At 63.3% G+C, this 23,743-nt stretch carries 24 protein-coding genes; 7 read left to right on the forward strand and 17 right to left on the reverse strand.

What is annotated here, in order from left to right; genetic code table 11:
* Nucleotides 1-3: 3 nt before the first annotated feature.
* Nucleotides 4-1,059, reverse strand: a complete 1,056-nt coding sequence (locus CCK88_RS13165; protein WP_086471065.1) for an ABC transporter ATP-binding protein — start codon at nt 1,057-1,059, stop codon at nt 4-6.
* Nucleotides 1,060-1,184: 125 nt separating this feature from the next.
* Here CCK88_RS13165 and CCK88_RS13170 point away from each other — a divergent pair, with 125 nt between their 5' ends.
* From CCK88_RS13170 to CCK88_RS13180, 3 genes are read left to right on the forward strand one after another with little or no spacing between them, the layout of a single operon-like run.
* Nucleotides 1,185-2,177 carry an extracellular solute-binding protein gene (locus tag CCK88_RS13170; protein WP_086471066.1) on the forward strand — a complete coding sequence of 331 codons (993 nt, stop codon included), beginning with the start codon at nt 1,185-1,187 and terminating at the stop codon, nt 2,175-2,177.
* 42 nt (nt 2,178-2,219) lie between these two features.
* Nucleotides 2,220-3,236: a protein phosphatase 2C domain-containing protein gene (locus CCK88_RS13175; protein ID WP_086471067.1), complete on the forward strand. Its 1,017-nt coding sequence runs from the start codon at nt 2,220-2,222 to the stop codon at nt 3,234-3,236.
* Entirely contained in the window at nt 3,233-4,051 is an 819-nt protein-coding gene (locus CCK88_RS13180) for a DeoR/GlpR family DNA-binding transcription regulator (protein ID WP_086471068.1), read from the forward strand. Before CCK88_RS13175 ends, CCK88_RS13180 begins: the two co-directional genes overlap by 4 nt.
* On the opposite strand, the gene CCK88_RS13185 is transcribed toward CCK88_RS13180, so the two are convergent.
* From CCK88_RS13185 to CCK88_RS13220, 8 genes are all read right to left on the reverse strand, one after another.
* Nucleotides 4,048-5,052, reverse strand: a complete 1,005-nt coding sequence (locus tag CCK88_RS13185; RefSeq protein ID WP_086471069.1) for an N-acetylglucosamine-6-phosphate deacetylase — start codon at nt 5,050-5,052, stop codon at nt 4,048-4,050. The genes CCK88_RS13180 and CCK88_RS13185 overlap by 4 nt on opposite strands.
* Complete coding sequence (locus CCK88_RS13190; protein ID WP_086471070.1) at nt 5,049-5,783, reverse strand: glucosamine-6-phosphate deaminase; 735 nt, start codon at nt 5,781-5,783, stop codon at nt 5,049-5,051. The genes CCK88_RS13185 and CCK88_RS13190 overlap by 4 nt, the downstream gene beginning before the upstream one ends.
* 191 nt (nt 5,784-5,974) lie before the next feature.
* Complete coding sequence (locus CCK88_RS13195) at nt 5,975-7,426, reverse strand: aldehyde dehydrogenase (protein ID WP_086471071.1); 1,452 nt, start codon at nt 7,424-7,426, stop codon at nt 5,975-5,977.
* 21 nt (nt 7,427-7,447) lie between these two features.
* Nucleotides 7,448-8,164, reverse strand: a complete 717-nt coding sequence (locus CCK88_RS13200) for an ABC transporter ATP-binding protein (RefSeq protein ID WP_086471072.1) — start codon at nt 8,162-8,164, stop codon at nt 7,448-7,450.
* A complete protein-coding gene (locus tag CCK88_RS13205) occupies nt 8,157-8,885 on the reverse strand; it encodes an ABC transporter ATP-binding protein (RefSeq protein WP_086471073.1) in 729 nt (242 codons plus the stop codon). The genes CCK88_RS13200 and CCK88_RS13205 overlap by 8 nt, the downstream gene beginning before the upstream one ends.
* Nucleotides 8,882-9,814, reverse strand: a complete 933-nt coding sequence (locus CCK88_RS13210; RefSeq protein ID WP_086471074.1) for a branched-chain amino acid ABC transporter permease — start codon at nt 9,812-9,814, stop codon at nt 8,882-8,884. The genes CCK88_RS13205 and CCK88_RS13210 overlap by 4 nt, the downstream gene beginning before the upstream one ends.
* A complete protein-coding gene (locus CCK88_RS13215; protein WP_086471075.1) occupies nt 9,811-10,686 on the reverse strand; it encodes a branched-chain amino acid ABC transporter permease in 876 nt (291 codons plus the stop codon). The genes CCK88_RS13210 and CCK88_RS13215 overlap by 4 nt, the downstream gene beginning before the upstream one ends.
* A 107-nt stretch (nt 10,687-10,793) precedes the next feature.
* Nucleotides 10,794-12,023 (reverse strand): amino acid ABC transporter substrate-binding protein, encoded by a 1,230-nt coding sequence (locus CCK88_RS13220; RefSeq protein ID WP_086471076.1) that lies wholly within the window; start codon nt 12,021-12,023, stop codon nt 10,794-10,796.
* Nucleotides 12,024-12,174: 151 nt separating this feature from the next.
* Between CCK88_RS13220 and CCK88_RS13225 the strand changes: the two genes are divergently transcribed.
* Complete coding sequence (locus tag CCK88_RS13225) at nt 12,175-13,068, forward strand: helix-turn-helix domain-containing protein (protein WP_244557529.1); 894 nt, start codon at nt 12,175-12,177, stop codon at nt 13,066-13,068.
* Between the two features lie 40 nt (nt 13,069-13,108).
* On the opposite strand, the gene CCK88_RS13230 is transcribed toward CCK88_RS13225, so the two are convergent.
* Genes CCK88_RS13230 through CCK88_RS13265 form a run of 8 tightly spaced genes read right to left on the reverse strand, consistent with a single transcriptional unit; the run spans nt 13,109 to nt 20,753 of the window.
* A complete protein-coding gene (locus CCK88_RS13230; RefSeq protein ID WP_086471078.1) occupies nt 13,109-14,068 on the reverse strand; it encodes an ABC transporter substrate-binding protein in 960 nt (319 codons plus the stop codon).
* 43 nt (nt 14,069-14,111) lie between these two features.
* Nucleotides 14,112-15,020: a sucrase ferredoxin gene (locus CCK88_RS13235; RefSeq protein WP_086471079.1), complete on the reverse strand. Its 909-nt coding sequence runs from the start codon at nt 15,018-15,020 to the stop codon at nt 14,112-14,114.
* A complete protein-coding gene (locus CCK88_RS13240; RefSeq protein ID WP_086471080.1) occupies nt 15,020-15,994 on the reverse strand; it encodes an ABC transporter substrate-binding protein in 975 nt (324 codons plus the stop codon). Before CCK88_RS13240 ends, CCK88_RS13235 begins: the two co-directional genes overlap by 1 nt.
* 14 nt (nt 15,995-16,008) lie before the next feature.
* Nucleotides 16,009-17,067, reverse strand: a complete 1,059-nt coding sequence (locus CCK88_RS13245) for a FecCD family ABC transporter permease (protein ID WP_086471959.1) — start codon at nt 17,065-17,067, stop codon at nt 16,009-16,011.
* A gap of 8 nt (nt 17,068-17,075) precedes the next feature.
* The gene (locus CCK88_RS13250) at nt 17,076-18,098 is read right to left on the reverse strand and encodes a FecCD family ABC transporter permease (protein ID WP_086471081.1); all 1,023 of its coding nucleotides are present in this window, start codon (nt 18,096-18,098) and stop codon (nt 17,076-17,078) included.
* Nucleotides 18,095-18,901: an ABC transporter ATP-binding protein gene (locus CCK88_RS13255; protein ID WP_086471082.1), complete on the reverse strand. Its 807-nt coding sequence runs from the start codon at nt 18,899-18,901 to the stop codon at nt 18,095-18,097. The genes CCK88_RS13250 and CCK88_RS13255 overlap by 4 nt, the downstream gene beginning before the upstream one ends.
* A 16-nt stretch (nt 18,902-18,917) precedes the next feature.
* Nucleotides 18,918-19,820 (reverse strand): ABC transporter substrate-binding protein, encoded by a 903-nt coding sequence (locus tag CCK88_RS13260; protein WP_244557530.1) that lies wholly within the window; start codon nt 19,818-19,820, stop codon nt 18,918-18,920.
* Between the two features lie 12 nt (nt 19,821-19,832).
* A complete protein-coding gene (locus CCK88_RS13265) occupies nt 19,833-20,753 on the reverse strand; it encodes an ABC transporter substrate-binding protein (RefSeq protein ID WP_244557531.1) in 921 nt (306 codons plus the stop codon).
* Between the two features lie 131 nt (nt 20,754-20,884).
* On the opposite strand from CCK88_RS13265, the gene CCK88_RS13270 reads away from it, so the two are divergent.
* Genes CCK88_RS13270 through CCK88_RS13280 form a run of 3 tightly spaced genes read left to right on the forward strand, consistent with a single transcriptional unit; the run spans nt 20,885 to nt 23,743 of the window.
* Nucleotides 20,885-21,907: a FecCD family ABC transporter permease gene (locus CCK88_RS13270; protein WP_244557532.1), complete on the forward strand. Its 1,023-nt coding sequence runs from the start codon at nt 20,885-20,887 to the stop codon at nt 21,905-21,907.
* On the forward strand, nt 21,904-22,944 hold the full coding sequence (locus tag CCK88_RS13275) for a FecCD family ABC transporter permease (RefSeq protein WP_244557533.1): 1,041 nt from the start codon (nt 21,904-21,906) through the stop codon (nt 22,942-22,944). Before CCK88_RS13270 ends, CCK88_RS13275 begins: the two co-directional genes overlap by 4 nt.
* Nucleotides 22,937-23,743 carry an ABC transporter ATP-binding protein gene (locus CCK88_RS13280; protein ID WP_086471083.1) on the forward strand — a complete coding sequence of 269 codons (807 nt, stop codon included), beginning with the start codon at nt 22,937-22,939 and terminating at the stop codon, nt 23,741-23,743. The genes CCK88_RS13275 and CCK88_RS13280 overlap by 8 nt, the downstream gene beginning before the upstream one ends.

Below are 23,743 nucleotides of genomic sequence, written 5' to 3' on the forward strand. Positions count from 1 at the left end.
CGATCACCCTGCGATGCGGGCGCCGTCGGCGCCGAAGGCCATGGGCGCATTGCGCGGGATGACGACCGTCACGGCCTCACCGGCTTCGCGGGTCGCCGCCATGCCCGGATTGGCGATCTGCACCACCAGCAGGCCGGCAGGGGTGTCCACCTGCACATGCGCTTCGCGCCCGAGATAGGTGTATTTCGTCACCGTGCCTGCCAGCGTCGCGCCCTGTGCGCCATCGCCCCCGGGTCCGGTCAGCAGCAGGTGCTCCGGGCGCGCCGCCCAGGTTGCCGCAGCCGGCGCCTTGAGGTCCAGCGTGGCCAGCATGGCGTCGAGCGCCGGGCCGGGGGTGAACACGTTGATCGTCCCCACGAACTCGGCGACGAAACGGGTCTGCGGATTGCCGTAGATTTCCTGCGGCGTACCCACCTGTTCGATGCGCCCGGCATTCATCACGCAGATGCGGTCCGAAATGGCCAGAGCCTCTTCCTGGTCGTGCGTCACATAAATGGTTGCGATATCCACCTGCTTCTGGATATCGCGGATTTCCTCGCGCAGCTCGATGCGCAGTTTGGCGTCGAGGTTGGACAGCGGCTCATCCATGAGCAGCAGGCGCGGATTGATGACCATGGCACGCGCAAGGCCGATACGCTGCTGCTGGCCACCCGACATGGCGGCCGGCAGGCGCTCGGCCATCGCGCCGAGGCGAACCGCCTCGAGAGCCTGCGTAACCCGCGTCTTGATCTCGGCGGCCGGCACTTTGCGGGGCTTCAGCCCGAAGGCAACATTGTCGAACACGCTCAGGTGCGGAAACACCGCATAATCCTGGAACACCATGCCGATGTCGCGCTGGTGCGGCGGCACGGCGCGCAGGTTGGCGCCATCGAGGGTAATGCTGCCCGAGGTGAGGTCGTTGAAGCCGGCGATGGCGCGCAACAGCGTGGTCTTGCCACATCCGCTGGGTCCGAGCAGCGTGAAGAATTCCCCCCGCTCGATCGAAACCGACACCCCGTTCAAAGCCATGAATGTTGGCCCGAACTGCTTGGTTGCGTCGGCGACCGTCAAATAGCTCATGCCGTTTTCTCCCTCATCCCTTTGGCTCTAAGACACCCCACAAACTTTCGTATTGCAACATATTTCCGCGTAGTTCAGGATAAAATCGATCTCGCAATGATCGTAATCGAAAAGGGAGGATTCGAATGAACATTCGCAAACGTACATTTCTCGCTCTGTCGGCGGCGGCGCTGATCGCCTCGACCAGCATGACGTCGCTGGCCCTGGCGCAGGATGGCTCCGTGGTCATCTACACCGCGCACAAGTCGTCCATCGTCGATACACTTCTGCCCATCTTCGAGCAGGAAACCGGCCTCAAGGCCGAAGTGGTCAAGCTCGGTTCGGGTGACATCGCCAAGCGCGTGCAGGCCGAAGCCGGCGCCCCGGCGGCAGACGTCATCTGGTCGATTTCGGGCAGCCAGCTCACCGAGCTCGAAGACCTGCTCGAACCCTACACCCCGCCCGAGGCCGACCAGATCGATCCGCAATTCGTCAAGGACGATTCCTGGACGCCATACACCGCCGTGGTCTACGTGCTAGCCGTCAATACCGACCTGCAGCCGATCGACACCGCGCCCAAGACCTGGGCCGAACTGGCCGATCCGAAGTGGGCTGGCCAGATCGCCAGCGCCCGTGCCGATGGTTCGGGCTCGGCCATGCAGCAGCTCCAGACGGTGCTCACCGTCTTTGGTGACGAAGGCTGGGACAAGTATGCCGAGATCGCCAAGAACTTCGTGTTCGCCGACTCGTCGGGCGCCGTGCCGCGCTTCGTGGCCGATGGTGAAACCTCGATGGGCCTGACGCTCGAGGATAACGCTCTCGAATACGTCCAGGGCGGTGCACCGATTTCGATCGTGCATCTTGCCGATGGCACGGCCGCGACGCCCGATGGCGTTGCTCTGGTCAAGGGCAGCCCCAATCCAGAAGGCGGCAAGGCCTTCATCGATTGGGCCATGTCCAAGTCCACCCAGGAAAAGCTGGCCATGGATATCGGCCGCCGCTCCGTGCGTCTGGACGTCGCCGGTCCGGCCGGCACGCCGAACCTCGCCGACCTCACCCTGGTCAACGTCAAGCCCCTGAGCGACTTCGGCGGTGCCGAGGAAGTGCTCGCGAAGTGGCGGACCGCGATCGGCGAATAAGCCGAAACCGGTTCAACGACAGAAACACCAGAGCAGGACCATATGAGGCAGCTTGAAGCATTTTCGCTGGGCAAGAAGTTCGGCCATCCGGAGACCAACGAAGATAGCCTCGTGGTCATGCCAAACCTCGGTTACGCCGTCATCGACGGCGTGACCGACCGCAATGGCACACGCTATGGCGGCATGCTGTCGGGGCAGTTCGCCTCGCGCACCGTGCAGCGCGCCATCGAAACCTTCCTCCTGGCCCAAGGCCGGGCGGATGCCGAAGATCGGCAATTCCAGGGCGGCGAACACTTCGTCGACTATCTGGGCAAGGCCATCCACGCCGGTTACGTGGCCAATGGCGCTCTGGACGCCGTGGAGAAAGACTGGAAGCTGCGCGGTGGCTGCACCGTGATGGCCGCCCTCATCATCGGCGACCGGCTGGAAGTCGTCGCGGTCGGCGATAGTGGCATCCGCATCAACGGCCACGACACGCTGCAAGTACTCAAGCCACTCGACGACGTCACCGCCATCCTGCGCCGGGAAACCTGGCGCTTCTTCGAGGCGCAAGGCAAATCCATCGACGAGTGCGATCGTCTTGCCGCCTCGATGACCTGGCAGGGTACGCGCAACCAGCCCGCCGGTAGCATCACGGCCGACGATGCCCTCATCGCTGCCATCGAGGATCGGGCCATGGCGGCGTGCCGGCAACACCTGCCGCACGTGCCGGATGCCGAATTGCTGCTGCTTGTCCAGCACGGCATTTCCCATGGCCAGGGCAAGTTCCAGAACGTCACCGAACCGGTGCTGGGCTATGGGGGCATCGACGGCTTCGACGTCCCTTCCCGCTATGTTGAAACCCGCAGCTACGCACTGGCAGACATCGAGACAATCGAGCTATTCTCCGATGGCTATTTCAAGCCGGGAGCCGGCTTCGGCGTCGCCTCGTGGGAAGCAGCATTCCAGGAGGTGGAAGCCGAAGACTTCCACAAGATCGGGCGCTACATGAGCACCAAGGGCACGACCCCCACGCAATTGACCGACGACCGCACCTATCTCGGCGTGCGGTTGAAATGAGCGGCGAGATCGCGCCGCGCCTCGGCGGCGGGGTGGAACCGGCCGCCCCCGATACCGGGCGCGCGGCCGACCGTCGTCAGGCGATCCTGCATGCCGTGCGCACCAACGGCGCCGCATCGGTCGCCGAGCTCGCCGCCCGGTTCGACGTCACCTACCAGACGATCAGGCGCGACCTGCGCACTCTCGAAGAGCAAGGCCTGCTGCAAAAGGGTTTTGGCGGGGCCTTCGCCTCACCGGGCGTGGCCCATCACACCCTCGACGAGCGTCACGCCATTCAGATGACCGTCAAGCGTCAGTTGGTGCTGGCCCTCGAGGAATTTCTAGTGCCCGGCGCCACCATCTTCGTGGGTCTGGGGACGACGTTCGACAGTCTCCACGAAGTGTTGGCCCGTCATCCCGGCGTGCTGATCGCCACGCCCAATCTTGAAGTGGCCCATTCCTGCGCGCTCAAGACCGACGCAACCGTCTATGTCTATGGCGGCTATGTCCGCAACAAGGACTCCTCGGTCCTGACCCTCGCCGATGAGAGCCGCCAGCGCTTCAAGTTCGACGTTGCGGTCATAGGTGCCAGCGCCATCGACCGCGATGGCACGGTTCAGGAATTCGATCCGATGGAAGTCGACCTCGTCCGCACCATCCTCCCTCAGGCGCGGCAGGTGATCCTCGTCGCGCATGACGAGAAATTCGAAAAACGTGCCCCGCATGTGGTGACGCAGATGAGCCACGTAGATGTGCTGATCACCAATGGCGATCCCGCCGGGCGGTTCGACACCGCATCGGCGCTGGCCTCGACGCGGGTGATCGCGCTCCCTTAAGCGGCTGGCAGTCGTTCGATCGTTGGCGTCATGTCGGAGGCCCATCGCACCCGACCGCTCTCCATGACGATCCCGTGGTGTCGCATGCTGTCTGCAAGCGCGCGGCGCGGCGCCTTCGAAGCCATGGCAAGCGCCGTTTCCGCCTCGAGGCCAGCCCAGGCCATCGTGTTGCGCACCGCGTCGTCGAGACACAGGGCCGATCCGGCCAGCATGGTCTTTCCCGGCTGGACCATGGCACCACTCGACGTGCGTTCCACGGGTATGCCCGCGAATGTGTAGACACCAGGGTCCGCGGCCGCACCGAGCACCGCGTCGGTGACGAGAATGCACTTGTCCGCGCCCTTGATCCGGATCATGGCCGCCAGCGCGTCCGGCGACATGTGGTGACCATCGGCGATAAGACACGCCGCAAGGCGGGGCTCGGACAGTTGTGCGAGGAGCGTGTTCTCGAGCTTGGGCAAGGAGTGCGGCAACCCGTTGCCGAGATGGGTCGACATCGTCAGGCCCGCATCGGCGGCAGCGCTCACTTGCGCAAAGTTGGCCGCCGAATGGGCCATGGCGAGTGTCTTGCCCCGTCGCCGCATCGCGGCGATGAAATCTCCCGCCCCTTTTCGCTCGGGCGCCAGCGTCACAAGCAGGATCGGCCGCGAGAGACCATCCTCGATACGCGCGATAACCGCCGCATCGGGGTCGGTCATCGCCGCTTGCGGGTGGCAACCGGAATAGCCGTCCCCGGCATTCAGAAACGGCCCTTCCAGATGATAGCCGGGCACCATGGCCGGACCCAGCCGGCTCGAGCGCACGGCATGGTCGAGTGCCGCGAAACGCTCGGCAAGCTCATCGGGGAAAGCCGTGATGATCGTTGGCAGGCATTGCGTCACGCCCGAGACGAGCATGGCTTCGAGCGCCAGGTCGAGCTTGGCCGGGGTCAGGGACGGATCATTGAAATCCACCCCGGCATAGCCGTTGACCTGCAGGTCGGAGAGGCCGTCACTGATCATTCGAGCATGCTCGCCGAGGCCCGATCAAGATGCAGCGTCGCATTGGGGTGCCGCTGCAGGATCGATGCCGGATGGAGCGGCGACACCGGCTGCTGCACGGCCTGGCGGACCGCGAGGGCCTTGCGCTGGTCGGGCACGCTGAGCACGATCTTTCGCGACTTCATGATCTGCCGGATGCTCATCGAGATCGCCCGAGCGGGAACGGCCTCGATACTGTCGAACCACCCTTCCCCGAACTGCTGTTGCCGGCATGCCGCGTCGAGGTCGACCACGATATAGGGATCCTCGATGGCAAAGTCGGCCGGGGGGTCGTTGAAGGCCAGGTGGCAGTTCTCGCCGATGCCGGCGAAACACACGTCGACCGTTTCGTCCGCGAGGCGGGCATTGAGCCGCGCCACTTCTTCCCCGAGATCGGCCGCATCGCCGCCGACTTCCACGAACTCCCGCAAGCCTTTCACCCGGTCGACGAAGCGCGTGCGCAGATAGCCGCGGAAGCTCGCCCTGTGCGTTGCCGGCAGGCCGACATATTCATCGAGGTGGAAAGCCGCCACGCGGCTCCAGTCGATGTCGTGGCCGACCAGTGCGTCGAGCATGGCGAACTGGCTGGCGCCAGTGGCGACGATGATGGTGGCCTGGCCCGCACGTGCAATGGCGTGGTTGATGGCGGCGGCGCCGTCCTCCGCGGCGTGCCGACCCAGTTCGTCGCCATTCTCGTGTATCTTCAGTTCCATGCCATACCTCGACCAATCGTTGTCCGATTGTGCATCACGTCGAGGACCGAGGCAAAGTAGCCGGTCACCTTTTCCCCGTTAGCGGCCGGTTAGCAAATTGGCCCTGGCGCTGCGCCAGATGCTAACCGCGTGTTAGCAAATTGCCTGGATACGAGGGCCGGTCCGTGAGACCGGCCTTCGCTGGTATCAGGTCAGATCGGGTAGTGGATGTGGCCATCTTGGACGGTGACCCAGCGCAGTTCGGTGAACTCGGCGATACCCCAGTTGCCGCCAAAACGTCCGTATCCAGAAGCCTTTACGCCGCCGAAGGGCATCTGCGCCTCGTCGTGGACCGTGGGGCCGTTGACGTGGCAGATGCCGCTTTCGATGCGCCGCGCCACTGCCAGTGCCCGGTTCACGTCCTTGCCGAAAACCGCAGCCGACAAGCCATATTCGGTGTCATTGGCCACCCGAACCGCCTCGTCGACCGAGCCGACCCGGACCACGGTAACGACCGGGCCGAAGGACTCTTCGCCATAGATGCGCATCGACGGCGTGACCTTGTCGAGCAGGGTTGCGTCCATGATCGTGCCATCGATGCGCCCGCCGGCGGCCAGCACGGCACCCTTGCCCGTGGCGTCCTTGATCAGTTGTTCGAGACGCTGGGCAGCGCTGGCATCGACCACCGAACCGAGCGGCGTATCGCCCTTGGTCGGATCGCCGGCCACCAGCGTCCTGGCCTTGGCAGAAAGCTTGTCGACGAAGGCGTCGGCGATCGTATCGAGCACGACGATACGCTCGGTGGACATGCATATCTGGCCTTGGTTCATGTAGGCACCGAATGCGGCGGCGGCCACAGCTTCGTCGAGATCGGCGTCGTCGAGGACCACGAACGGAGCCTTGCCGCCCAGTTCGAGCAGGGCGGGCTTGAGGTGGCGCCCGGCCTTTTCAGCAATGATACGGCCGACGCGGGTTGAGCCGGTGAAATTAACCCGGCGCACCGCCGGGTGGGCGATCAGGGCTTCGACGATTTCGCCGGCATCGTCGGGTGAGTTGGACACGGCATTGAGCGCTCCCTTTGGCAATCCGGCTTCGAGCAGGGCCTCGACGATCAGCCGGTGCGTGCGCGGGCAGAGCTCCGACGTCTTCATGACGACGGTGTTACCGCAGGCGAGCGGCGTGGCGAGCGAGCGGACGCCAAGAATGACGGGAGCATTCCACGGCGCCATGGAAAGCACGACACCCGCAGGCTGCCTCACGGCCATGGCCAGGCTACCCGGGCGGTTGGAGGGAATGATCTCGCCCTTGATCTGAGTTACGAGGCTGGCCGCCTCGCGAAGCATGTCAGCGGCTAGCATCGTGTTGAACATGGCCCAACCGGCCGTTGCACCGATCTCTGCGCCCATGGCCTCGACGAACTGAGGGCCCTTGCTTTCGAGTATATCCGCCGCCTTGAGCAAAACCTTGCGCCGCTCCTTGGGGGCGGTCCTGGACCATTCCGGGAAGGCCGCTGCTGCGGCGTCGGCCGCACGCTGCGCATCTTCGACCGTTGCCGCGGCAGCGCGGGTCGCCACTTCGCCGGATATTGGATTGCGGCGTTCGAAGACCGCACCACCGGTGGCCTTTTGGTCTTCGTTGGCAATGAGCAAGCCGAGTTGATCCATCGCGAATTCTCCTCTCGAGTGTCAGGCGGTCGAGCCGCCAAGGAAGGCCTGTTGCACTGCCGTATCGGTCTTGAGAGCTTCGGCAGTGTCCGCACCCACGATCCGGCCGGCTTCCATGAGATAGCCGCGGTCGGAGATGGACAGGGAAATCGATACGTTCTGCTCGACGAGCAACAGCGCGACGCCGGTCTGCTGCACGCGCTTGAGTGCCGCGAACAGTTCCGTCACCACGATTGGGGCAAGGCCAAGGCTGGGCTCGTCAAGCATGAGATATTTCGGATTGCTCATCAGGGCGCGGCCGATGGCAACCATCTGCTGCTCGCCACCGGACATAGTGCGCACCATCTGGCGCTTGCGCTCCGCCAAACGGGGGAAGAGATCGTAAATGAGCGCGTGCCGGTCTGCCTCGGTGGCGCGGGCTCGCCGGGGATTCGCGCCCAGCATCAGGTTTTCCTCGACGGTCAGATCGCCGAAAACCCCGCGACCCTCAGGAACAAGGGCAATGCCGGTTTCGGGAATGTCATGTGCCGGCAGCCCGATGAGAGATTTCCCATCGAGCATGACCCGGGAGCCCGCCTCGGGCGTCACGAGCCCGGCTATGGCCTTGAGCAGCGACGACTTGCCCGCGCCGTTGGCGCCCAGGATGACGACGGTCTCGCCTTCGGAGATGCCGACGGAGATATTTTCCAGCGCACGATGTCGTCCATAGAGCAGCGACAGGTTGGCGATTTCAAGCATTGCCGTCTCCGAGATAGGCCGCGATGACGCCAGCATCGCTGAGGACATCAGCAGTCGGCCCATCGGCAATCTTGGAGCCAACGTTCATGACCACTGAGCGCGTGCACAGTGCACGGACGGCCTCCATGATGTGCTCGACCAGCACGATCGTCATGCCGCTCTGGCGCAGCGACAGGATCAGATCAATGCCGACGCGCAGCTCTGTCGGATTGAGACCGGAAAGCCACTCGTCCAGCAGCAGCAACCGGGGTTCCGACGCCAGAGCACGCGCCAGTTCCATGCGCTTTTGATCGATGTATGTGAGTTCGTCGGCATGCTCGTCTCCGCGCCCGCCGAGCCCGACCCGGTCCAGCAAGACCTCTGCCTGGTCGCGAGCGCCGCGTCCCCAGAGCGGCTGGGGGCGGAAAGCGAGAGCGGCGATAATGTTTTCGGCCACGCTTAGCGATGGGAGTATCTTGACCAGCTGGAATGTCCGGGAGACGCCCTTGTGTGCGATCCCGTTCGGCGGCAGACCTGAGATGATGTCCCCCTCCAGCGCGACGGTGCCGCTGGTGGCCTGCAAGGCGCCCGAGATCATGTTCAGCAGCGTGGTCTTGCCGGATCCGTTGGGGCCAAGCAGCGCGACGATTTCCCCTGCGTTGACAGAGAAACTCACCTTGTTGACGGCCGTGAGGCCGCCGAACTGCTTGGTGAGCGCGGTTATATCGAGCAGTTGGGTCACGACCGTAGCTCCCGACTGCGGAAACGACGCATCACGTCTTCTCCCAGCGAGAGGATGCCGCGCGGCACGACGAAGACGATGGCGATGAACATGAGGCCCAGAATGATCGAATAATGATTGGGAAAGTTGGCGCTCAGCCATTCGAACAACAGGAAGAGAGGCACGGCGCCGAGCACAGGTCCCCACAACCGGTTTGCACCACCCAGCAGTGCCATGATGACCGTGAGGAAAGACACGGTTGGATTGAAGACGATGGCTGGCTCGATATAGGTCCATCGCGGTGCCTGGATGGCCCCGACAAGCGTGATGATTGTTGCGCTCACGGCGAAAAGTGACAGCTTGACCCGCGAGATATCGATGCCGATGTGGCTGGCGACAGTTTCATCGTCGCCGATCACCTTGAGGGCGAGCCCGATACGCGAGCGGGCGATCCACCAGCCGATACCCAAGGTCACGGCTGCGAGTGCCAGGAGCTGCCAGTAGATCTGCTCGGCGGTAATCGGCAGGAAGATATAGCGACCCAGGGTGCCGGTGACGTTGACCTCGTACCAAGTCACCAACTGGCGAATGAGTTCAGCGAGGCCGAACGTGAAAATTACGAAATAGACCCCGGCCAACCGTAGTGTCGCAAGTCCGACGACGAGAGCGACCACAAGGCCGATCAGTCCGGCGACAAGCAGCACCAGCGGATAGGGCAGCGTTTCGGACAGGACGGCGACGGTGTAAGCGCCGATGCCGAAGAACGCGACGGTTGCGAGTGAGATGTAACGGGTCGGGCCCGAGAACAAAGCCCAGGCGCTGGCAAGCACCACGTAGCCAGTCATTCCTAGAAGCAGGCCAACGCCATAGGCGCCGAGTTGCGTGGGCAGAAAGGCGAGAGCGGCAAGCGCAAGGGCAATCAGGCCAAAGCCGATGGTGGTGCGGGTCATCGACCGGCCGCCTTTCCGAAGAGTCCGGACGGTTTCCAGAGCAGGATCACGAGGAAGATGACGTAAGTGGAAGCAAGCGTGAGGCCAGGATCGACATAAGTCGCGACCAGCGTTTCGACGACGCCCAGCAGAAGGCCTGCCACCAGCGCACCCATAAGATTGCCGAGCCCGCCCATGATCACGATGACCAGCGCCTTCATGGTGAAAACCACGCCCATAGACGCATTGAAGGTCTGATACATCGAGACCATCACTCCGCCCGATGCGGCAAGCATGGTGCCGAGCGCAAAGGCAAAGCGAGCCGTGCGATTGACGTTGATCCCCACCAGCGGCGCTGACTTCGGCGCGACAGCGATGGCGCGCACCGTTGTGCCCCAGCGCGTCCGCGTCAGCACCAGGAAGAGCGTCGCGCCAATGACCACGGCCAGCACGAAGGCAAGGAGGCGATTTGCAGCGATGTTGGCGCCGAAAATGTTCACGCCAAAGTTGAGATAGTTGTAGCTCGTGTAGTTGGACCCGAAGGTGATGAGCATCACACCCTGGATGACGAAGAGCAGGCCGAAGGTCGCCAGTATCGAGTCCACTTCCAGCGTGCCGCTCTTGGCCGATCGCCGCACCAGCGGCTGCATCATGATGCCGTAGATAAGGTAGCCGAAAGCGAAGGCGGCGGGCAGCACGATGATCATGCCCATCAGTGGATTGATGCCGAAGGTCGAAAACAGGAGGAAAGCGGCGAAGGCCGCAAAGATCGTCACCTCGCCATAGGCCAGGTTCATGATGCGCGAGATGCCGTATTGAAGCGTCAGGCCCATGGCGACAAGCGCGTACGTGCCGCCAAGCACCAAACCTGAAATAAGCGCCGTCAGCAGCATGGGGAAGATGTTCCTTGGCCGGAATGCAATGAAGAAATCACGAGCAGTATGATCTCAGATCAAGGTGGCTCCCCCGCCGCAGATGGGAAGGCGGAGGAGCAACGCGGTTACTGGGCCTGCCAGGTCTGCTTGGGCAGGACGATGGCGCTGGCGCCCTCACGTTCCGAAGGCTCGATGGCAACGAATACGCCATTCTGCCACTGGCCGGTCCACCAGAGATCACGAAGCTGGTTATCTTCGAGCCTGGTTTCCCCCAGGATGGTGGTGAAGGTGCCGCTCGAGAGCTCCTCGGCCACGGCATCGCGGTCGAGACCCACCCGCTTGATGGCTTCCTCAAGCATTTCGAGACCGGCGTAGGTCATCTGCGAGGCCCAGAAGTCCGGTGCCTGGCCGATGAAGTCGGTGTGGCGCTGCCGGTAGTCCATCAGGGCCTGGTTGGAGGTATCGATACCGCCGAGGCTGAGGATGCCTTCGGTATTTTCACCATTGGCCGCCAGGTAGGTTGGGAACGGCGTGCCGACACCGAGGTAGAAGACATCGGGATTGTACGACGCGACCTGGGCCTGCTGCGTCAGCGCAAAGGTATCGGGCGGATAGGAAAAGGCGACAAAGCTGTCCGCACCGGAGGCCTGCGCCTCGTTGATCATCGGCGAGAAATCGGTGGTCCCGGGAGGATAGGTGCGATCCATCACGATATTGAGGCCGGCCTCTGCAAACGTCGCGCGCGCGGCGTTGACAAGGTCGATACCAAAGCCGTCCGCAACAGAAATGATAGCCACATCGCCGTTGATCTCGCCTGACGCATGGGCAGCAGCGAGAACTTCGGACAGCGCGCCGGCGTAGTCGGCGCCGCCGCCCAGAAGCCAGAAACTGCGCGTCCAGCGCTCGGCAAATTCAGGAGCCTTGTCGGTAACGGCAGCCGAGGCAATCAGTGGGTAGCCGAAGCGATCGAGAAGAGGCGCAACCGCGAGATTGAAGCCCGTGCCCCATGGCGAGAGAACGAAATCGACCTGGTCCTGGGTGACCAGCCGCTCAACGGCGCGGACGACTTCTTCGGCCGAGGAGCGGTCATCGTATTCGACCACTTCGATGGGCAGGCGCGTACCATCGGGCAGTTCCAGACCGCCTGCCTCGTTTACCTCATGCACCCAAAGCTTGTAGTTGGGGATCGTTGTAATGCCGGCGCCGCCAGCATTGCCGCCTGTCATGGATACGGCATAGCCGATCTTGACCGACGTACGATCCTGCGCGGAAACCGCGGAGAGACTGGTGCTAGCCAATAGCGTTGCGGCAGCACATAGCGTCTGCAGGGCGAGCCTGCGGGAAACGAGTGTCATTGGTTCCTCCTGTGCCCCTGAGCGGGCATCGAGGCGCCATGGGATCTTTATCCTCTTGGGCGCTTGAGACAGACCGTAACGCAGCACCCCTGCATACAGAAATAGACTATTTACGGAGAAACTTGTACTTTTGCTGCCTAGAGGATTTTTGATGAGATCGATGGAGCGGAGGGGGACCGATAGAGCCCATCTCGACCTGGCGATCGAGGTCGAGAGCCAGGCGATCGCGACAACGCTGGACGTGTCGGAATGGACGCTGCTGGGACGGCGCAATCGCATTTTCGTGCTGCCAGCAGGGACAGGGACGATCAACTATGCGGGCGAAGTTACCGCCATCCAATCACCGACCCTGGTCTGGATCCCGACAGGGAAACCAGCACAGCTGACCTTGCAGGCTGGTTCGCGCGGAGCATGGCTTGCCATTTCGGACGCGCTTCTGGGGCAGGTCGCCCTGCCCGGCAACATTGCCGAAGACATCAGACGGCTGTCGCAGCAGCCGCAGCTGGGCACTCGCATCGAGCGCGACCTTGCGGGGCGTCTCATCACCCTCTTTGCGACCATGGAAAGTGAATTGCGCGACAATCGTGCTGGTGCCCAGGAGATGGTGCGCCACCAGCTGGCGATCGTGTCGATCCTGCTCTGGCGCAGCTCGGACATCAGTGCCACAGCGCGCCAACCAGCACCGCGGGCTCTGGTCAACAATTTTCTGCGCCTTGTCGATCAGCAAATGCGTGGACACTGGTCCGTTGCCGACTACGCCCGCTATCTCGGTGTCAGCGTCGACCGGCTCAATACCGCTGTCATGCGCGCCACGGGCCAGTCGCCACTGGCGCTTATCCACGGCCGACTGATGAGTGAGGCACGGCAGATGCTGGAAAATTCCGGCATGCACATTGCCGAGATCGCACTGTCGCTGGGCTTCGACGATCCGGCATATTTTTCGCGCTTCTTCAAAAGGCTCAGTGGTCGCTCGCCTCGGCAATACCGGCTCGAGGCGATCAGAAGCCACGTGGACAGCGCCGGATCGTTCGCTGCCTGGCCGTGACGGCGATACTGGCCGCGCCCGGACGCGGCCAGTATCAACCTCAACGCGGGAGTGGGACGAAGTCCCTGCCCGAGATTTGCGAGATCAGCATGTAGGTGAGCACCCCAAGCCCATAGAACGAGGCGGCCGATGCTTCCTCGCGCGGGATGATGATGAGCTGGTTCTCGCGGCAGGCATGCAGGAACTCACAGAAGTTGGGTAGCGCCGCTTCGAGAGCGTCGCGCGCATCTTCCGGCGTCTGCAGAGCATCCGTGCGATAGGTGGCGAACACGAAATCGGCGTCGAATTCAGGCATGGTTTCAGCGCTGAATTCGGCGCTCTGATTGGCAGCAATGGCCTCGACGCGGTCCGGGAATGTGAAGCCCGCGTCCCGCATGACTTTGCCGAGGGCGCCATAGGTATGCTCGATATAGAGCTTGCCGTCATTGGCCTGGATGACGCTGGCACTCACAGAACCGGGTTCGATCAGGCGACGAATCTGTTCGATCTGACCATCGTAGCGGGTTTTGAGGATAGCAAGACGGTCCTGGGTGCCGGTGAGGTCGGACAGCACCTCGAAGATTGCAAAGGGTTCGCGCACCGTATCATCAAGCACGACGGTGGGGGCAATCGCCTGCAGTTGCTCCACATCGGCAGTCTGCCAGGCAGTGGTCAGGATAATGTCGGGCTCGAGCGCGGCCACGGCCTCAACGTCTGCCGGCAGGTTACCGACGAACTGGATCTCGGAATTGTCGAAGTCGACGCCGGTCAGCACCTTGCTGGACCGGATGAACGGGACGCCCTGCTCCGTCGTGCGGCCGTGGCTGCCAATCGGCATGACGCCGAGTTCGATCAGCGGAACGGTCAGCGACAGGTCGTGCAGAGACACGATGCGCTTCGGAGCGACGGGGATTTCGACCGTGCGACCTGCGTCATCGGTGAAGGTGCGCGTTTCTTGCGCCAGCGCAGGCGTGACAAGCACTGCCACGGCAAACAGTATGGAAGACAGCAGGCGTTTCATTGTTCTCTCCAGGGATCGGATCAGGTGGGGCCTGAAGCTCGGTTCAGTGGGTCTGCTCAACGGTGACGGTCTCGAGGCACCAGCGCAGGGTGTTCTGCCCCTCGCCCTCGACGATGGAGCTGCAATTGCCCTGCACGAAAAATTCCCGTGCCTGCATGTGAACGGCGAGCCGGGTGCCGGCAACCTCGGCGCCGAGGGTCAGGCGCGAACCAGCGACAGGATCTGCAGGAATATCGCCTTCCAGATGTACGGCATCGGCGGGGCTGCCGTGCTCGGTCGCCCAGTTCAGCGCCGCCAGCTCCGCGACCTGAACCGGCTCGGGCATATCGGTCCGGCCCTTGTAGGTCGGCAGATAGAGCCGACCCTTCCCGAGGGCCACGAGAAAGGCGCCGGCGTGGTCGGCTGTCATCCGTCCATATCGCTGGCGCTGCGGCATCACGACGATGGATGCAGCGAAGCGGCAACCGCCGATATGGGTGCATTGGACGATATGGAATTGTCCCGGGTCGGCGGCGGCGACCAGGGCCTTGTAGGTGGAAAAGCCGTGTCGGGCGCAGCAGGCATCGCGTCGGCTGTCCGTGCAGCACAGAATGACCTGACGCGGGTCGTGGCGTCCGGCGAACAGTTCTCCATCGGCATAGGCACGGATCGCTGCAACCAACTCGGCTTCGTCATCGAAGTTGGCGACGACGCCTTCGGGCAAGGCATGGAGCGTCGCGAGGGACCCCTCGGCCTCGACTTTGTCGATCAGCGCCACATGCAGGCCGGACTGGGCTGCATCATGGATCGCCTCACTGAGCGCGGGCGACATGTCGGCCGACTCCCAACGCGGCCTACGCCACTTGCCGCGCGGCCAGGCCAGCATCAAAGCCCGCTCCGGCGCGTCGCCTGTTCCCGCGAGCGGTTCGCCCCTCTCGCGGCACAAATCCGTGCAGAAGACATGCTTGCCCATTACGGAGCTTCGGTAAAAGGCGTGAAGGGCCGGCCGGCGACATTGTTTTCGACGAGTTCCAGAGCAAGCTCGAGGCCGGTCATGGTGCTGCCGAACGTCGGTCCTGGCAGGAGGATCATCTGGCCATTCTGGCAGGCGGTCAGCGCCTGGCACCAGCCGGGCGCAAACTTCTCGTAGGCAGCGCGGATCGCGTCAGGCGTGGCATCGGGCTGCTGGCGGTAGAACCCGAAGATGAAATCGGCGTCCAGTTCCTGGATGAGTTCCGCGCTCCACGAAACCTGCGTCTCGGCGATTTCTGAAACGGCCTTGGGCTGGCTGAAGCCCAGATCGCCCAGGACCTGAGTGATCGCACCCAGATTGGCGCGGTACACCCAAAGTTCCTCGCCGTCGGGGAACATGAACGTGGTCGTTGCAGAGATCGAAGCGGTATCGCCGATGAACCCCCTGGTTCGTTCGATATTGCTCTGGTAGCGCGCGAAACGGGCTTCGAAGTCGCCGGCCTTGCCGCTGACGTCTGCAAGGGTTCGAAGAGTCTCGACGAGCCCCAGTGCGCCATTGTCGATCACCAGCGTGGGCGCAATCTTCTGAAGCTGCTCGACAACAGCCGGATCGGTGTAGGTGCCGCCGATGATGAGGTCGGGATCAAGCGCGGCGATAGCCTCGATATCGATCTGATTGAAGAGACCTACGAACTTGATGTCCGTGTTGGAGAAGTCGACACCCAGCGTATCCATCCCTCCGCGCATGAAGGTCTTGCCTTCTTCATCGAGGCGTCCGGCGCTGCCGACCACCGGAGCTCCAAGTTCGAGCAAAGGCAGGGCGACGATCTGGTCGTTGAGAGCCACGATACGCTGCGGAGCGGACGGGATGTCGAAGGTACCGTTTGCGGCGGTGATCGAGCGGGTGTCGTTCGCGAATGCGGGGACTACAGCAAGCCCAGCGAGGGCGGCTATGACGAAAAAGAGGCGACGCATGAGTTAACTCCGGGTCAGGATGGATTGCTGGGTCGGCTGCGGACAAGCAGGATCACGAACACGGGGACGCCAATAAGCGCCGTGATCACGCCGGCCGGAAGCTGGATAGGGGCAAAGGCTGCGCGACCGATGAGGTCGGCCACCATCACGAGAAGCGCTCCCGTGAGCGCAACCAGCAGCAGGTGGAGGCCCATCCCCGAGGGGGCAAGCCGACGCGCAGAGTGGGGCGCGATGAGGCCGACAAAGCCAAGCGGACCAACCACCGACGTCGCGATAGCGGCGCATCCGACGGCTACGGCCAGTTCGATATTGCGCACTGCAGCGACCCGAACACCAAGGCCCGTCGCTGCCGCTTCGCCAAAGCGCAGAGCGCTCATCGACCGGCTTATGACCAGAAGCATTGGCAGCAGCACGGCGCCCCAGATGAGGAGGGTGCAGACGTCGTTCCAGTTTGCGGCGTTGATCGATCCGGCAAGCCAATTGAGCGCAGACATGGCGCGGTCGATTTCGCCATAGGTCAGGAGGGCCGATGTAATCGACGAGATGAAGGCAGAGAGGCCGATGCCCATGAGGATGAAGCGAATGGCGCTGCCGCCATTGTGCGTCCTGGACAACCCACGGATCACAAGCGCAACCAGGATGGAACCCAAGAAAGCCGCCCATGGGCGCCAGGTCATGACGAGGTCGGGGAAAAGAACGGTGAGCGTCACGACCGCAAGGGCAGCACCCTGGCTGACGCCGACAAGAGAAGGATCAGCCAGGCTGTTGCGCGTCACATTCTGCAGCGCGGCACCCGAGAGCGCCATCATTGCGCCTGCAAGGGCAGCGACCAGGGTGCGCGGAAACCGGAACTCCCAGACGACGTTGTCGATGGCGCGGGAAATGGTCACGCCGCGCAGTGTTTCCCATACCTGGTCGAGGGCAACGCCATAGGTCCCGGTGCCGAGGCTGATGGCCGACACCGCAAGAAGCAGGAGCGCGAGGATTGCCAGAACCACCAGCGCCCGCAATGGCATGCGTAGCGCCAGAAGTTCACCCCGGCTTCGGACAGTCCAATGACGGGCTGGCGACATGGACGTCATCACCGTGTTCTCCGGCGAACAAGGTGGACGAACAGCGGTGCACCGATCATGGCTGTGATGATGCCGGTGGAGATTTCACGCGGCGGAATAGCGATGCGCGCGACGATGTCGACCGACAAAAGATAGATGGCGCCCGTCAGCGCCGCATAGGGCACGATCCACCGATAATCGGAGCCGACGTAAAGGCGGACGACGTGCGGGATCACTAGGCCGATGAAGCCGAGCGGCCCGGCCAGCGCCACCGAGCATGCGGTGAGGACAACCACAACGGCGAGGAGTTGCGCCTTGAGCGCCGCGGTCCGGACACCCAGGGCCTGAGCAACTTCGTCGCCCATGGCGAGGACGGTGACGCGCGGCGCCAGCAGAATGCCGGCGACGAGAGCTATGGCCATGGGCGGGCCAACGTAGACAAGGAGCGTGATGTCGCGGCCGGCAAGGCCGCCGGTAAGCCAGACCCTCAGGTTCTCGAACGTATCCTGGTTAAGCAGGTGCACTACGGAGGTGACAGCTGCAAGAAAGGCACTGACCGATGCGCCGGCCAGGGTCATACTGAGTGGCGTTGCGCCACCGGGCGCAAGCCGCGCGATGACATAGACGATGATTGCTGCGCCCAGAGCACCAGCCATTGCAATCCAGGGCGTCAAGGCCATGACGGTGATGCCGAATACCGAGGTTGCTAAAACGACCGCGAAGGCTGCGCCAGTGGTCAGTCCAAGGAGCGCGGGATCGGCCAGCGGGTTGCGCGTCACGCCCTGCATTATTGCCCCGGCAAGCGACAGGCCCGCGCCGACGACGAGCGCAAAAACAGCACGGGGCAGGCGCAGATTGACCACGATCGCATGATCGAAAACGTTGGGGTCGAACCGCGTCAGCGCCTCGAACACCGTGACTACGGACAGCGGCTTGGCGCCGACGCCGATATGGAGTGCGAAGGCCAGGCCCGCCACAGCCAGCAGTACCGGCAGACCGATCCAGGCGCGAACGCGGTGGCGCACCACTGGCGGCATGGTCATCTGGTTCATTGTGCGGCCTCGGCCACGCGACGGCGCCCGCCATTGGGAACGCAGACCAGACGTCCACTTGCCGGATCGCGCAGGATCGACGCGTCGAGATCGAAAACTTCCTTGAGGCGTTCGGCGGTAAAGGTCTCGTCGGGAGTACCAGCGGAGACAATGCGGCCCGCCTTCATCATAACGAGGTAGTCGGCATAGGCGGCGGCGAGACTGAGCTCGTGCAGCACCACGACGAGCGTCCGTCCCTGCTCGTGCGCAAGGCTGGCAAGCAGATCCATGAGATCGACCTGAACCTTGAGGTCGAGAAAGGTGGTGGGCTCATCGAGCAGCACAAGTTTGGTGTCCTGCGCCAGCACCATGGCGATCCAGCATCGCTGCCGCTGCCCGCCAGACAGCGTATCCACGGCGCGGTCGGCAAAATCGGCGATGCCGGCCACCGACATGGCAGCGTTCACCGCGTCCTCATCCTTGCGGGACCACTGCCGCAAAAGGGCCTGATGCGGGTAACGACCCTGCGCAACAAGTTCGCGCACGATCAGACCTTCGGGCGCGACCGGACCTTGCGGCAGGAGACCAAGTTGCGCCGCGACGGTGCGCGTGGGCAAGCGATGGAGGTCCTTGCCGTCCAGCAGGACGTGCCCACCGGTGGGAGACAGGATACGGGCCATGGTCTTGAGCAAGGTCGACTTGCCCGAGCCATTGGCGCCGATCAGCGCCGTGACCTGACCGTCAGGGACGATCAGATCGACGGCGTCCAGCACTGTCACATCGGCATAGCCGGCCCGGATGTTCTGTGCTTCGAGCCGGCTCATGCCCACCTCCCCAGGATCAGCGCGTCGACGCCAGACCGTAGATGCGCTCGATGTCGTCGAGCATCAGGTGCGCCGCGTAGATGCCGCCCGCTGTGTTCCAGACGATCTCGCTGACGCGCTGTGCCTTGCCGGCCCTGACGCCTTCGAGGTTGAGCCAGAGCGGATCGTTGAGCCATTCGTCCAGATTGGCCGTAGCTTCATCGGCGTTGAGATCGTCGGAGAAGTAGAAAATCCGGTCGCCTTCCATCTCAGGAATGCGTTCCGTGGTCACTTCCTCGGCGAACTCGTTCTTGTCCTGTGCAGCGGCGCGCTTGAAGCCGATCTGGCCGAGCGCCAGCCCGGCGAACGTGTCCTTGTAGTAGATGCGGGTGCGATTGGGCGCAAAGCGCACCAGCGATATCTCTTCGTTCACCGCATCACCGAGGGCATCATGCAAGCGCTGCGTGCGGTCGATGAACCCGGTCACTGCGGCCTTGCCTGCATCTGACTGGCCGATGGTGTCGGCATAGAACTGGAGGTTTTTCTGCCAGTCGCCGCCGATGGTTTCCGTCATGACGGTCGGGGCAATGGCCGAAAGCTGCGGGTAGATGCTCTCCTGACGCACCTTGGTGCCCAGGATCAGGTCGGGCTCGAGGGTAGCGAGGATTTCCAGGTTCACCGCAAGCTCGGTGCCCAGGTTGACCGTGTCGGCGAGCGGCTCTGCGATGTGATCATACCAGGGGTCGCCGCTCCAGCTCTGGACGGCACCGACCGGGGTCACGCCAAGAAAAAGCAGAGCCTCGGTGCCTTCGTTGGTCAGAATAACAACGCGCTGCGGGTTATCCGGCACCTCGGTGACGCCCATGGCGTGGGTCACTTCGCGCGCCTGAGCGGATGTCGCGAGCACGGCCGCGAAAGCTAGGGTGATGAGGGTACGCAAGCTGAAAACTCCTTAGCGCGTGGTCGCAAGGCCGTAGATGGCCTCGACATCGTCGAGCAGCAGATTGGCAGCGATGATGCCGCCGGCCGTGTTCCAGATCGCGTCGGAAACCGCGTGCACCTTGCCCGACTTGACCACTGCCAGGTTCTGCCAGAGTGGATCGGCGAGCCAATCGGCTGCCTGAGTTTCGCCCTCGCCATTGCCTGTCTCATAGGTGAAATAGATCAGGCGATCGCCTTCGAATTCGGGGATGCGTTCCTTGGTGATTTCCTCGGCGAACTCGTCCTTGTCCTGAGACGCGGGACGGTGGAATCCGAGCTCGGAAAGGATCAGCCCCGAGAAGCTGTCCTTGAACATGATGCGGGTCTGCGCGGCCATGAAGCGCGCGATCGAAATCTGCTCCTCGCGAGCGCTGCCCAGGGCCTCCGACACCGCGGCAACGCGAGCGTCGAACGCTTCGAGCTGAGCCTTGCCTTCGGCGCCGACACCTGCAGCATCGGTATAGAGCGCCATGTTGATTTTCCAGTCGCCGCGCAGGCGCTCGGAAATGACCGTCGGCGCGATGGCGGACAGTTGCTCGTAGATCGCTTCATGGCGCTGCTTGTTGCCCAGGATGAGATCGGGCTCGAGCGACACCAGCACTTCGAGATTGACGGCGGATTCTTCGCCCAGAACCGTCACGTCGGCCATTTCAGAGGCGATGTGATCGTACCAGGGATCGCCCAGCCAAGACTTGACCGCCCCCACCGGCGTGATCCCCACCGACAGCAGCGCTTCGGTGCCTTCGTTGGTCAAAACCACGATGCGCTGCGGATGATCCGGAACATCTGTCACGCCCATGGCGTGGGTGATTTCACGGGCAGAAACCGGCGCGGCGGCTAGAACCAGGGCCGACAGCAACGCGATGCCGGAAACGACGGAACGAGATTTCAAGATTACCCCCAGAAGCTAGCCGTGGATTGGCCTAGCCGACGGCGCCGGCTAACTTGACAATCAGGCTCAGAAATCGGATGGCTTTTCACCAGAGTTTAATCTGACTGTCAACATCATGTATTGGAGGCGCGTTGGCATCCCTGGCCGCAGCCTTGCCCCACACTTCGCAACGGATCAGCAGACGCGCGACCACCTATGCGGTGCTGCTAGTCGCGCTCGCCCTGGCATGGCTGGCGAGCATGATGCTGGGCTACAAGATTTATTCGTTCGACGAAGTGTGGCGGGCCCTCTTCTCCCATGACGGTACCGAGACTGCGACGGTGATCGCCGGCCTGCGACTGCCGCGTGCGCTGATCGCGCCGCTGGCGGGCGCTGCGCTGGGGATGGCCGGGGTGATGGTCCAGACACTGTCGCGCAATCGCATCGCTTCGCCTGATACGCTCGGGCTCAATGCCGGCGCTTCACTCGCCGTGGTCGTCGCAACGGTCGCGTTCGGGGTGCAATCGCTGGTCGGATTGTCGCTGGCTGCAGCGGTGGGAGCGATGGCAGCCAGCGTGATCGTGTTCGGCGTGGCCGCCGGCGCGGGTGGCCTTTCACCCCTCAAGATCGTGCTCGTCGGCGTAACATTCGCGAGCCTGGCGCATGCCGTGGTCGAGATCATTCTCACGAGCAACGAAGCCCAGTTGCAGCAATTGCTGTTCTGGTTGAGTGGCGCATTCGTCGATCGCCCGATTTCCTTGTTTTTCAACGGCCTGCCGGTGGTCCTGGTCGGCGCCGCCCTGGCCTTCGCGCTCTGCACCGCGCTCGACGCGCTACAGGCTGACGACGCGACAGCTGCGAGCCTTGGCGTGCCCTTGACCCTGGTCCGCGGCGTTGCCTTTCTTGCGGTCTCGCTGCTCACCGGTGCCGCCGTTTCCATGGCTGGACCGGTCGCCTTTGTCGGGCTGGTTGTGCCACATGTCGCCCGCCGCCTCGTCGGCCTGAGACACCGGCACCAGCTGGCAGCTGCAGCCTTGGCGGGCGCGATCTATGCCACGCTTGCCGATGTCGTTACCCGGTTCGTGATCTACCCGGTCGAAGCGCCTGTCGGAGCCATCACAGCCGTGGTCGGGGCGGTCGCCCTGCTCGTCTTGCTGAAGCGGAGGCTTGCGTGACCGACATTGCGGCCAGGCTGCCCCGTCATGCCCTTCCGCAGAGCGCGATAGCACTCGTCGTGCTCGGCGTCTTCGTTCTGCTTTTCCTGGCAGGCATCGGCTTTGGCTCGACCTGGATCCCGCTTGAAACCGTCGCCCAGGTGCTCCTTGGCGGTGGAGAGAAAACCGAAAAGCTCGTCGTCCTGCAGTTGCGCCTGCCGCGCGTCGCGGCTGCAGCGATCTCAGGCGGCGCCATTGCCTTTGCGGGATATCTCCTGCAGCGCATCACCCGCAACGAACTGGCCTCACCCGGCGTGCTGGGGGTTGTCGATGGCGCCGCGCTGGGTGTCGTCCTGTTCATGGCCATATTTGCCAGCGAAACCAACTCACTGACGGTGTCGGTCGCCTGGCAACCGCTCGCTGCCGCCCTTGGTGCGATCGCCGCGGTGAGCCTCGTCTTCATCCTTTCCGGTCGCCAAGCCTCCTCGGCAATCCGTCTCCTGCTGTTCGGGATTGCCGTTGCGGCCGTCTGCAAGGCGCTTACCACCATCTTCATGCTGGCCGGGCCGATCTATCAGGCATCGCAGGCCGCGCGCTGGCTGGCCGGCTCGGTCAACACGATCAACGTTATGGAAATCCAGCTGATGCTGCTGGTGCTGGTGCCGACCGGCCTCATAGCGCTGATCGCGGCACGGCATCTTCCTCCTGCCGACCTTGACGACACATCGTCCCGATCCATCGGGCTCAACCTGCCACTTTATCGGGTGGCAATCTTCTTCCTGGCAGCACTCCTTACCGCCGGTGCCGTCGCCTTTGCCGGTGGTGTCAGTTTCATCGGCCTGATGGCGCCGCACCTGGCGCGGCTTCTGGTTGGTCGTGCGCGGGGGGCCGGCATCCTGGTCTCGATTCTCCTCGGAGCAATCATCCTGATCGGCGCGGACCTATTGGTCCGGGTGGCCTTCGCTCCGATGGAAGTTCCTGCCGGAACTGTGACGGCCGTGATCGGCGCCCCCTACTTTCTTTATCTGCTGATGCGCAAGGATCGAAGCAATGGATGACCTGCTGGCGCGGCGCATAGATGTGCAGGAGCTGACGCTCGGTTATGGCGAGGACGTCATTCTCGATGCGCTGAGCCTGCCCATTCCCAGCGGTCAGATCACCGTTCTGGCGGGGCCCAATGGCTGCGGCAAGTCAACGTTGCTGCGCGCGATCCGGCGTCTGCATGCTCCCCAATCGGGCAAAGTGCTGCTCGATGCGGAAGATATTTCCAAGCTCAACGGCAAGGCCTTGGGCCGGCGGATCGGCCTATTGGCGCAAAGCCCCTCAGCTCCGCAGGACATGACGGTGGAAGAACTGGTTCGGCTCGGCCGCTACCCTCACCAGGCAATGCTGCAGCCCTGGAGCCCGCGCGATGACGCGGCTGTCGCCTCGGCGATGGAGGGCACGACGGTTACCGCGTTGCGCGGACGGCGGGTCGGCTCGCTGTCTGGCGGGCAACTGCAGCGCGCCTGGATCGCGATGATCCTGGCGCAGGAGACCGACGTCATCTGCCTCGACGAGCCGGTCAACCATCTCGACATGGCGCATCAGCTCGACTGCCTTGAGCTGGTCAGCAAGCTCAACCGAGATCAGGGCCGCACCGTTGTGCTGGTTCTTCACGACCTCAATCTCGCGGCGCGCTACGCCGACCAGCTGGTGTTCCTGTCCGGTGGCAAGATTGCCAAACGCGGTACGCCCGAGGAGCTCATGCGTCCCGACCTTATCGAGTCCGTCTTCGACGTGACGGCAACGATCATCACCGACCCGGTCTATGGCCGGCCGCTTTGCGTTCCGCTCGGACGCGCAAAGCCGGAGTGA

The organism is Devosia lucknowensis (genome assembly GCF_900177655.1).
GTDB classification, from domain to species: domain Bacteria; phylum Pseudomonadota; class Alphaproteobacteria; order Rhizobiales; family Devosiaceae; genus Devosia; species Devosia lucknowensis.

Excerpts from the sequence above, each read along its gene's own strand:
- CCK88_RS13225 (WP_244557529.1), top strand. The coding sequence starts at position 12,175 with ATGAGATCGATGGAGCGGAGGGGGACCGATAGAGCCCATCTCGACCTG.
- CCK88_RS13220 (WP_086471076.1), bottom strand. The coding sequence starts at position 12,023 with ATGACACTCGTTTCCCGCAGGCTCGCCCTGCAGACGCTATGTGCTGCC.
- CCK88_RS13190 (WP_086471070.1), bottom strand. The coding sequence starts at position 5,783 with ATGGAACTGAAGATACACGAGAATGGCGACGAACTGGGTCGGCACGCC.
- CCK88_RS13215 (WP_086471075.1), bottom strand. The coding sequence starts at position 10,686 with ATGCTGCTGACGGCGCTTATTTCAGGTTTGGTGCTTGGCGGCACGTAC.
- CCK88_RS13210 (WP_086471074.1), bottom strand. The coding sequence starts at position 9,814 with ATGACCCGCACCACCATCGGCTTTGGCCTGATTGCCCTTGCGCTTGCC.
- CCK88_RS13255 (WP_086471082.1), bottom strand. The coding sequence starts at position 18,901 with ATGAGCCGGCTCGAAGCACAGAACATCCGGGCCGGCTATGCCGATGTG.
- CCK88_RS13200 (WP_086471072.1), bottom strand. The coding sequence starts at position 8,164 with ATGCTTGAAATCGCCAACCTGTCGCTGCTCTATGGACGACATCGTGCG.
- CCK88_RS13180 (WP_086471068.1), top strand. The coding sequence starts at position 3,233 with ATGAGCGGCGAGATCGCGCCGCGCCTCGGCGGCGGGGTGGAACCGGCC.
- CCK88_RS13185 (WP_086471069.1), bottom strand. The coding sequence starts at position 5,052 with ATGATCAGTGACGGCCTCTCCGACCTGCAGGTCAACGGCTATGCCGGG.
- CCK88_RS13235 (WP_086471079.1), bottom strand. The coding sequence starts at position 15,020 with ATGGGCAAGCATGTCTTCTGCACGGATTTGTGCCGCGAGAGGGGCGAA.
- CCK88_RS13170 (WP_086471066.1), top strand. The coding sequence starts at position 1,185 with ATGAACATTCGCAAACGTACATTTCTCGCTCTGTCGGCGGCGGCGCTG.
- CCK88_RS13230 (WP_086471078.1), bottom strand. The coding sequence starts at position 14,068 with ATGAAACGCCTGCTGTCTTCCATACTGTTTGCCGTGGCAGTGCTTGTC.
- CCK88_RS13195 (WP_086471071.1), bottom strand. The coding sequence starts at position 7,426 with ATGGATCAACTCGGCTTGCTCATTGCCAACGAAGACCAAAAGGCCACC.
- CCK88_RS13175 (WP_086471067.1), top strand. The coding sequence starts at position 2,220 with ATGAGGCAGCTTGAAGCATTTTCGCTGGGCAAGAAGTTCGGCCATCCG.
- CCK88_RS13165 (WP_086471065.1), bottom strand. The coding sequence starts at position 1,059 with ATGAGCTATTTGACGGTCGCCGACGCAACCAAGCAGTTCGGGCCAACA.
- CCK88_RS13280 (WP_086471083.1), top strand. The coding sequence starts at position 22,937 with ATGGATGACCTGCTGGCGCGGCGCATAGATGTGCAGGAGCTGACGCTC.
- CCK88_RS13245 (WP_086471959.1), bottom strand. The coding sequence starts at position 17,067 with ATGTCGCCAGCCCGTCATTGGACTGTCCGAAGCCGGGGTGAACTTCTG.
- CCK88_RS13240 (WP_086471080.1), bottom strand. The coding sequence starts at position 15,994 with ATGCGTCGCCTCTTTTTCGTCATAGCCGCCCTCGCTGGGCTTGCTGTA.
- CCK88_RS13250 (WP_086471081.1), bottom strand. The coding sequence starts at position 18,098 with ATGAACCAGATGACCATGCCGCCAGTGGTGCGCCACCGCGTTCGCGCC.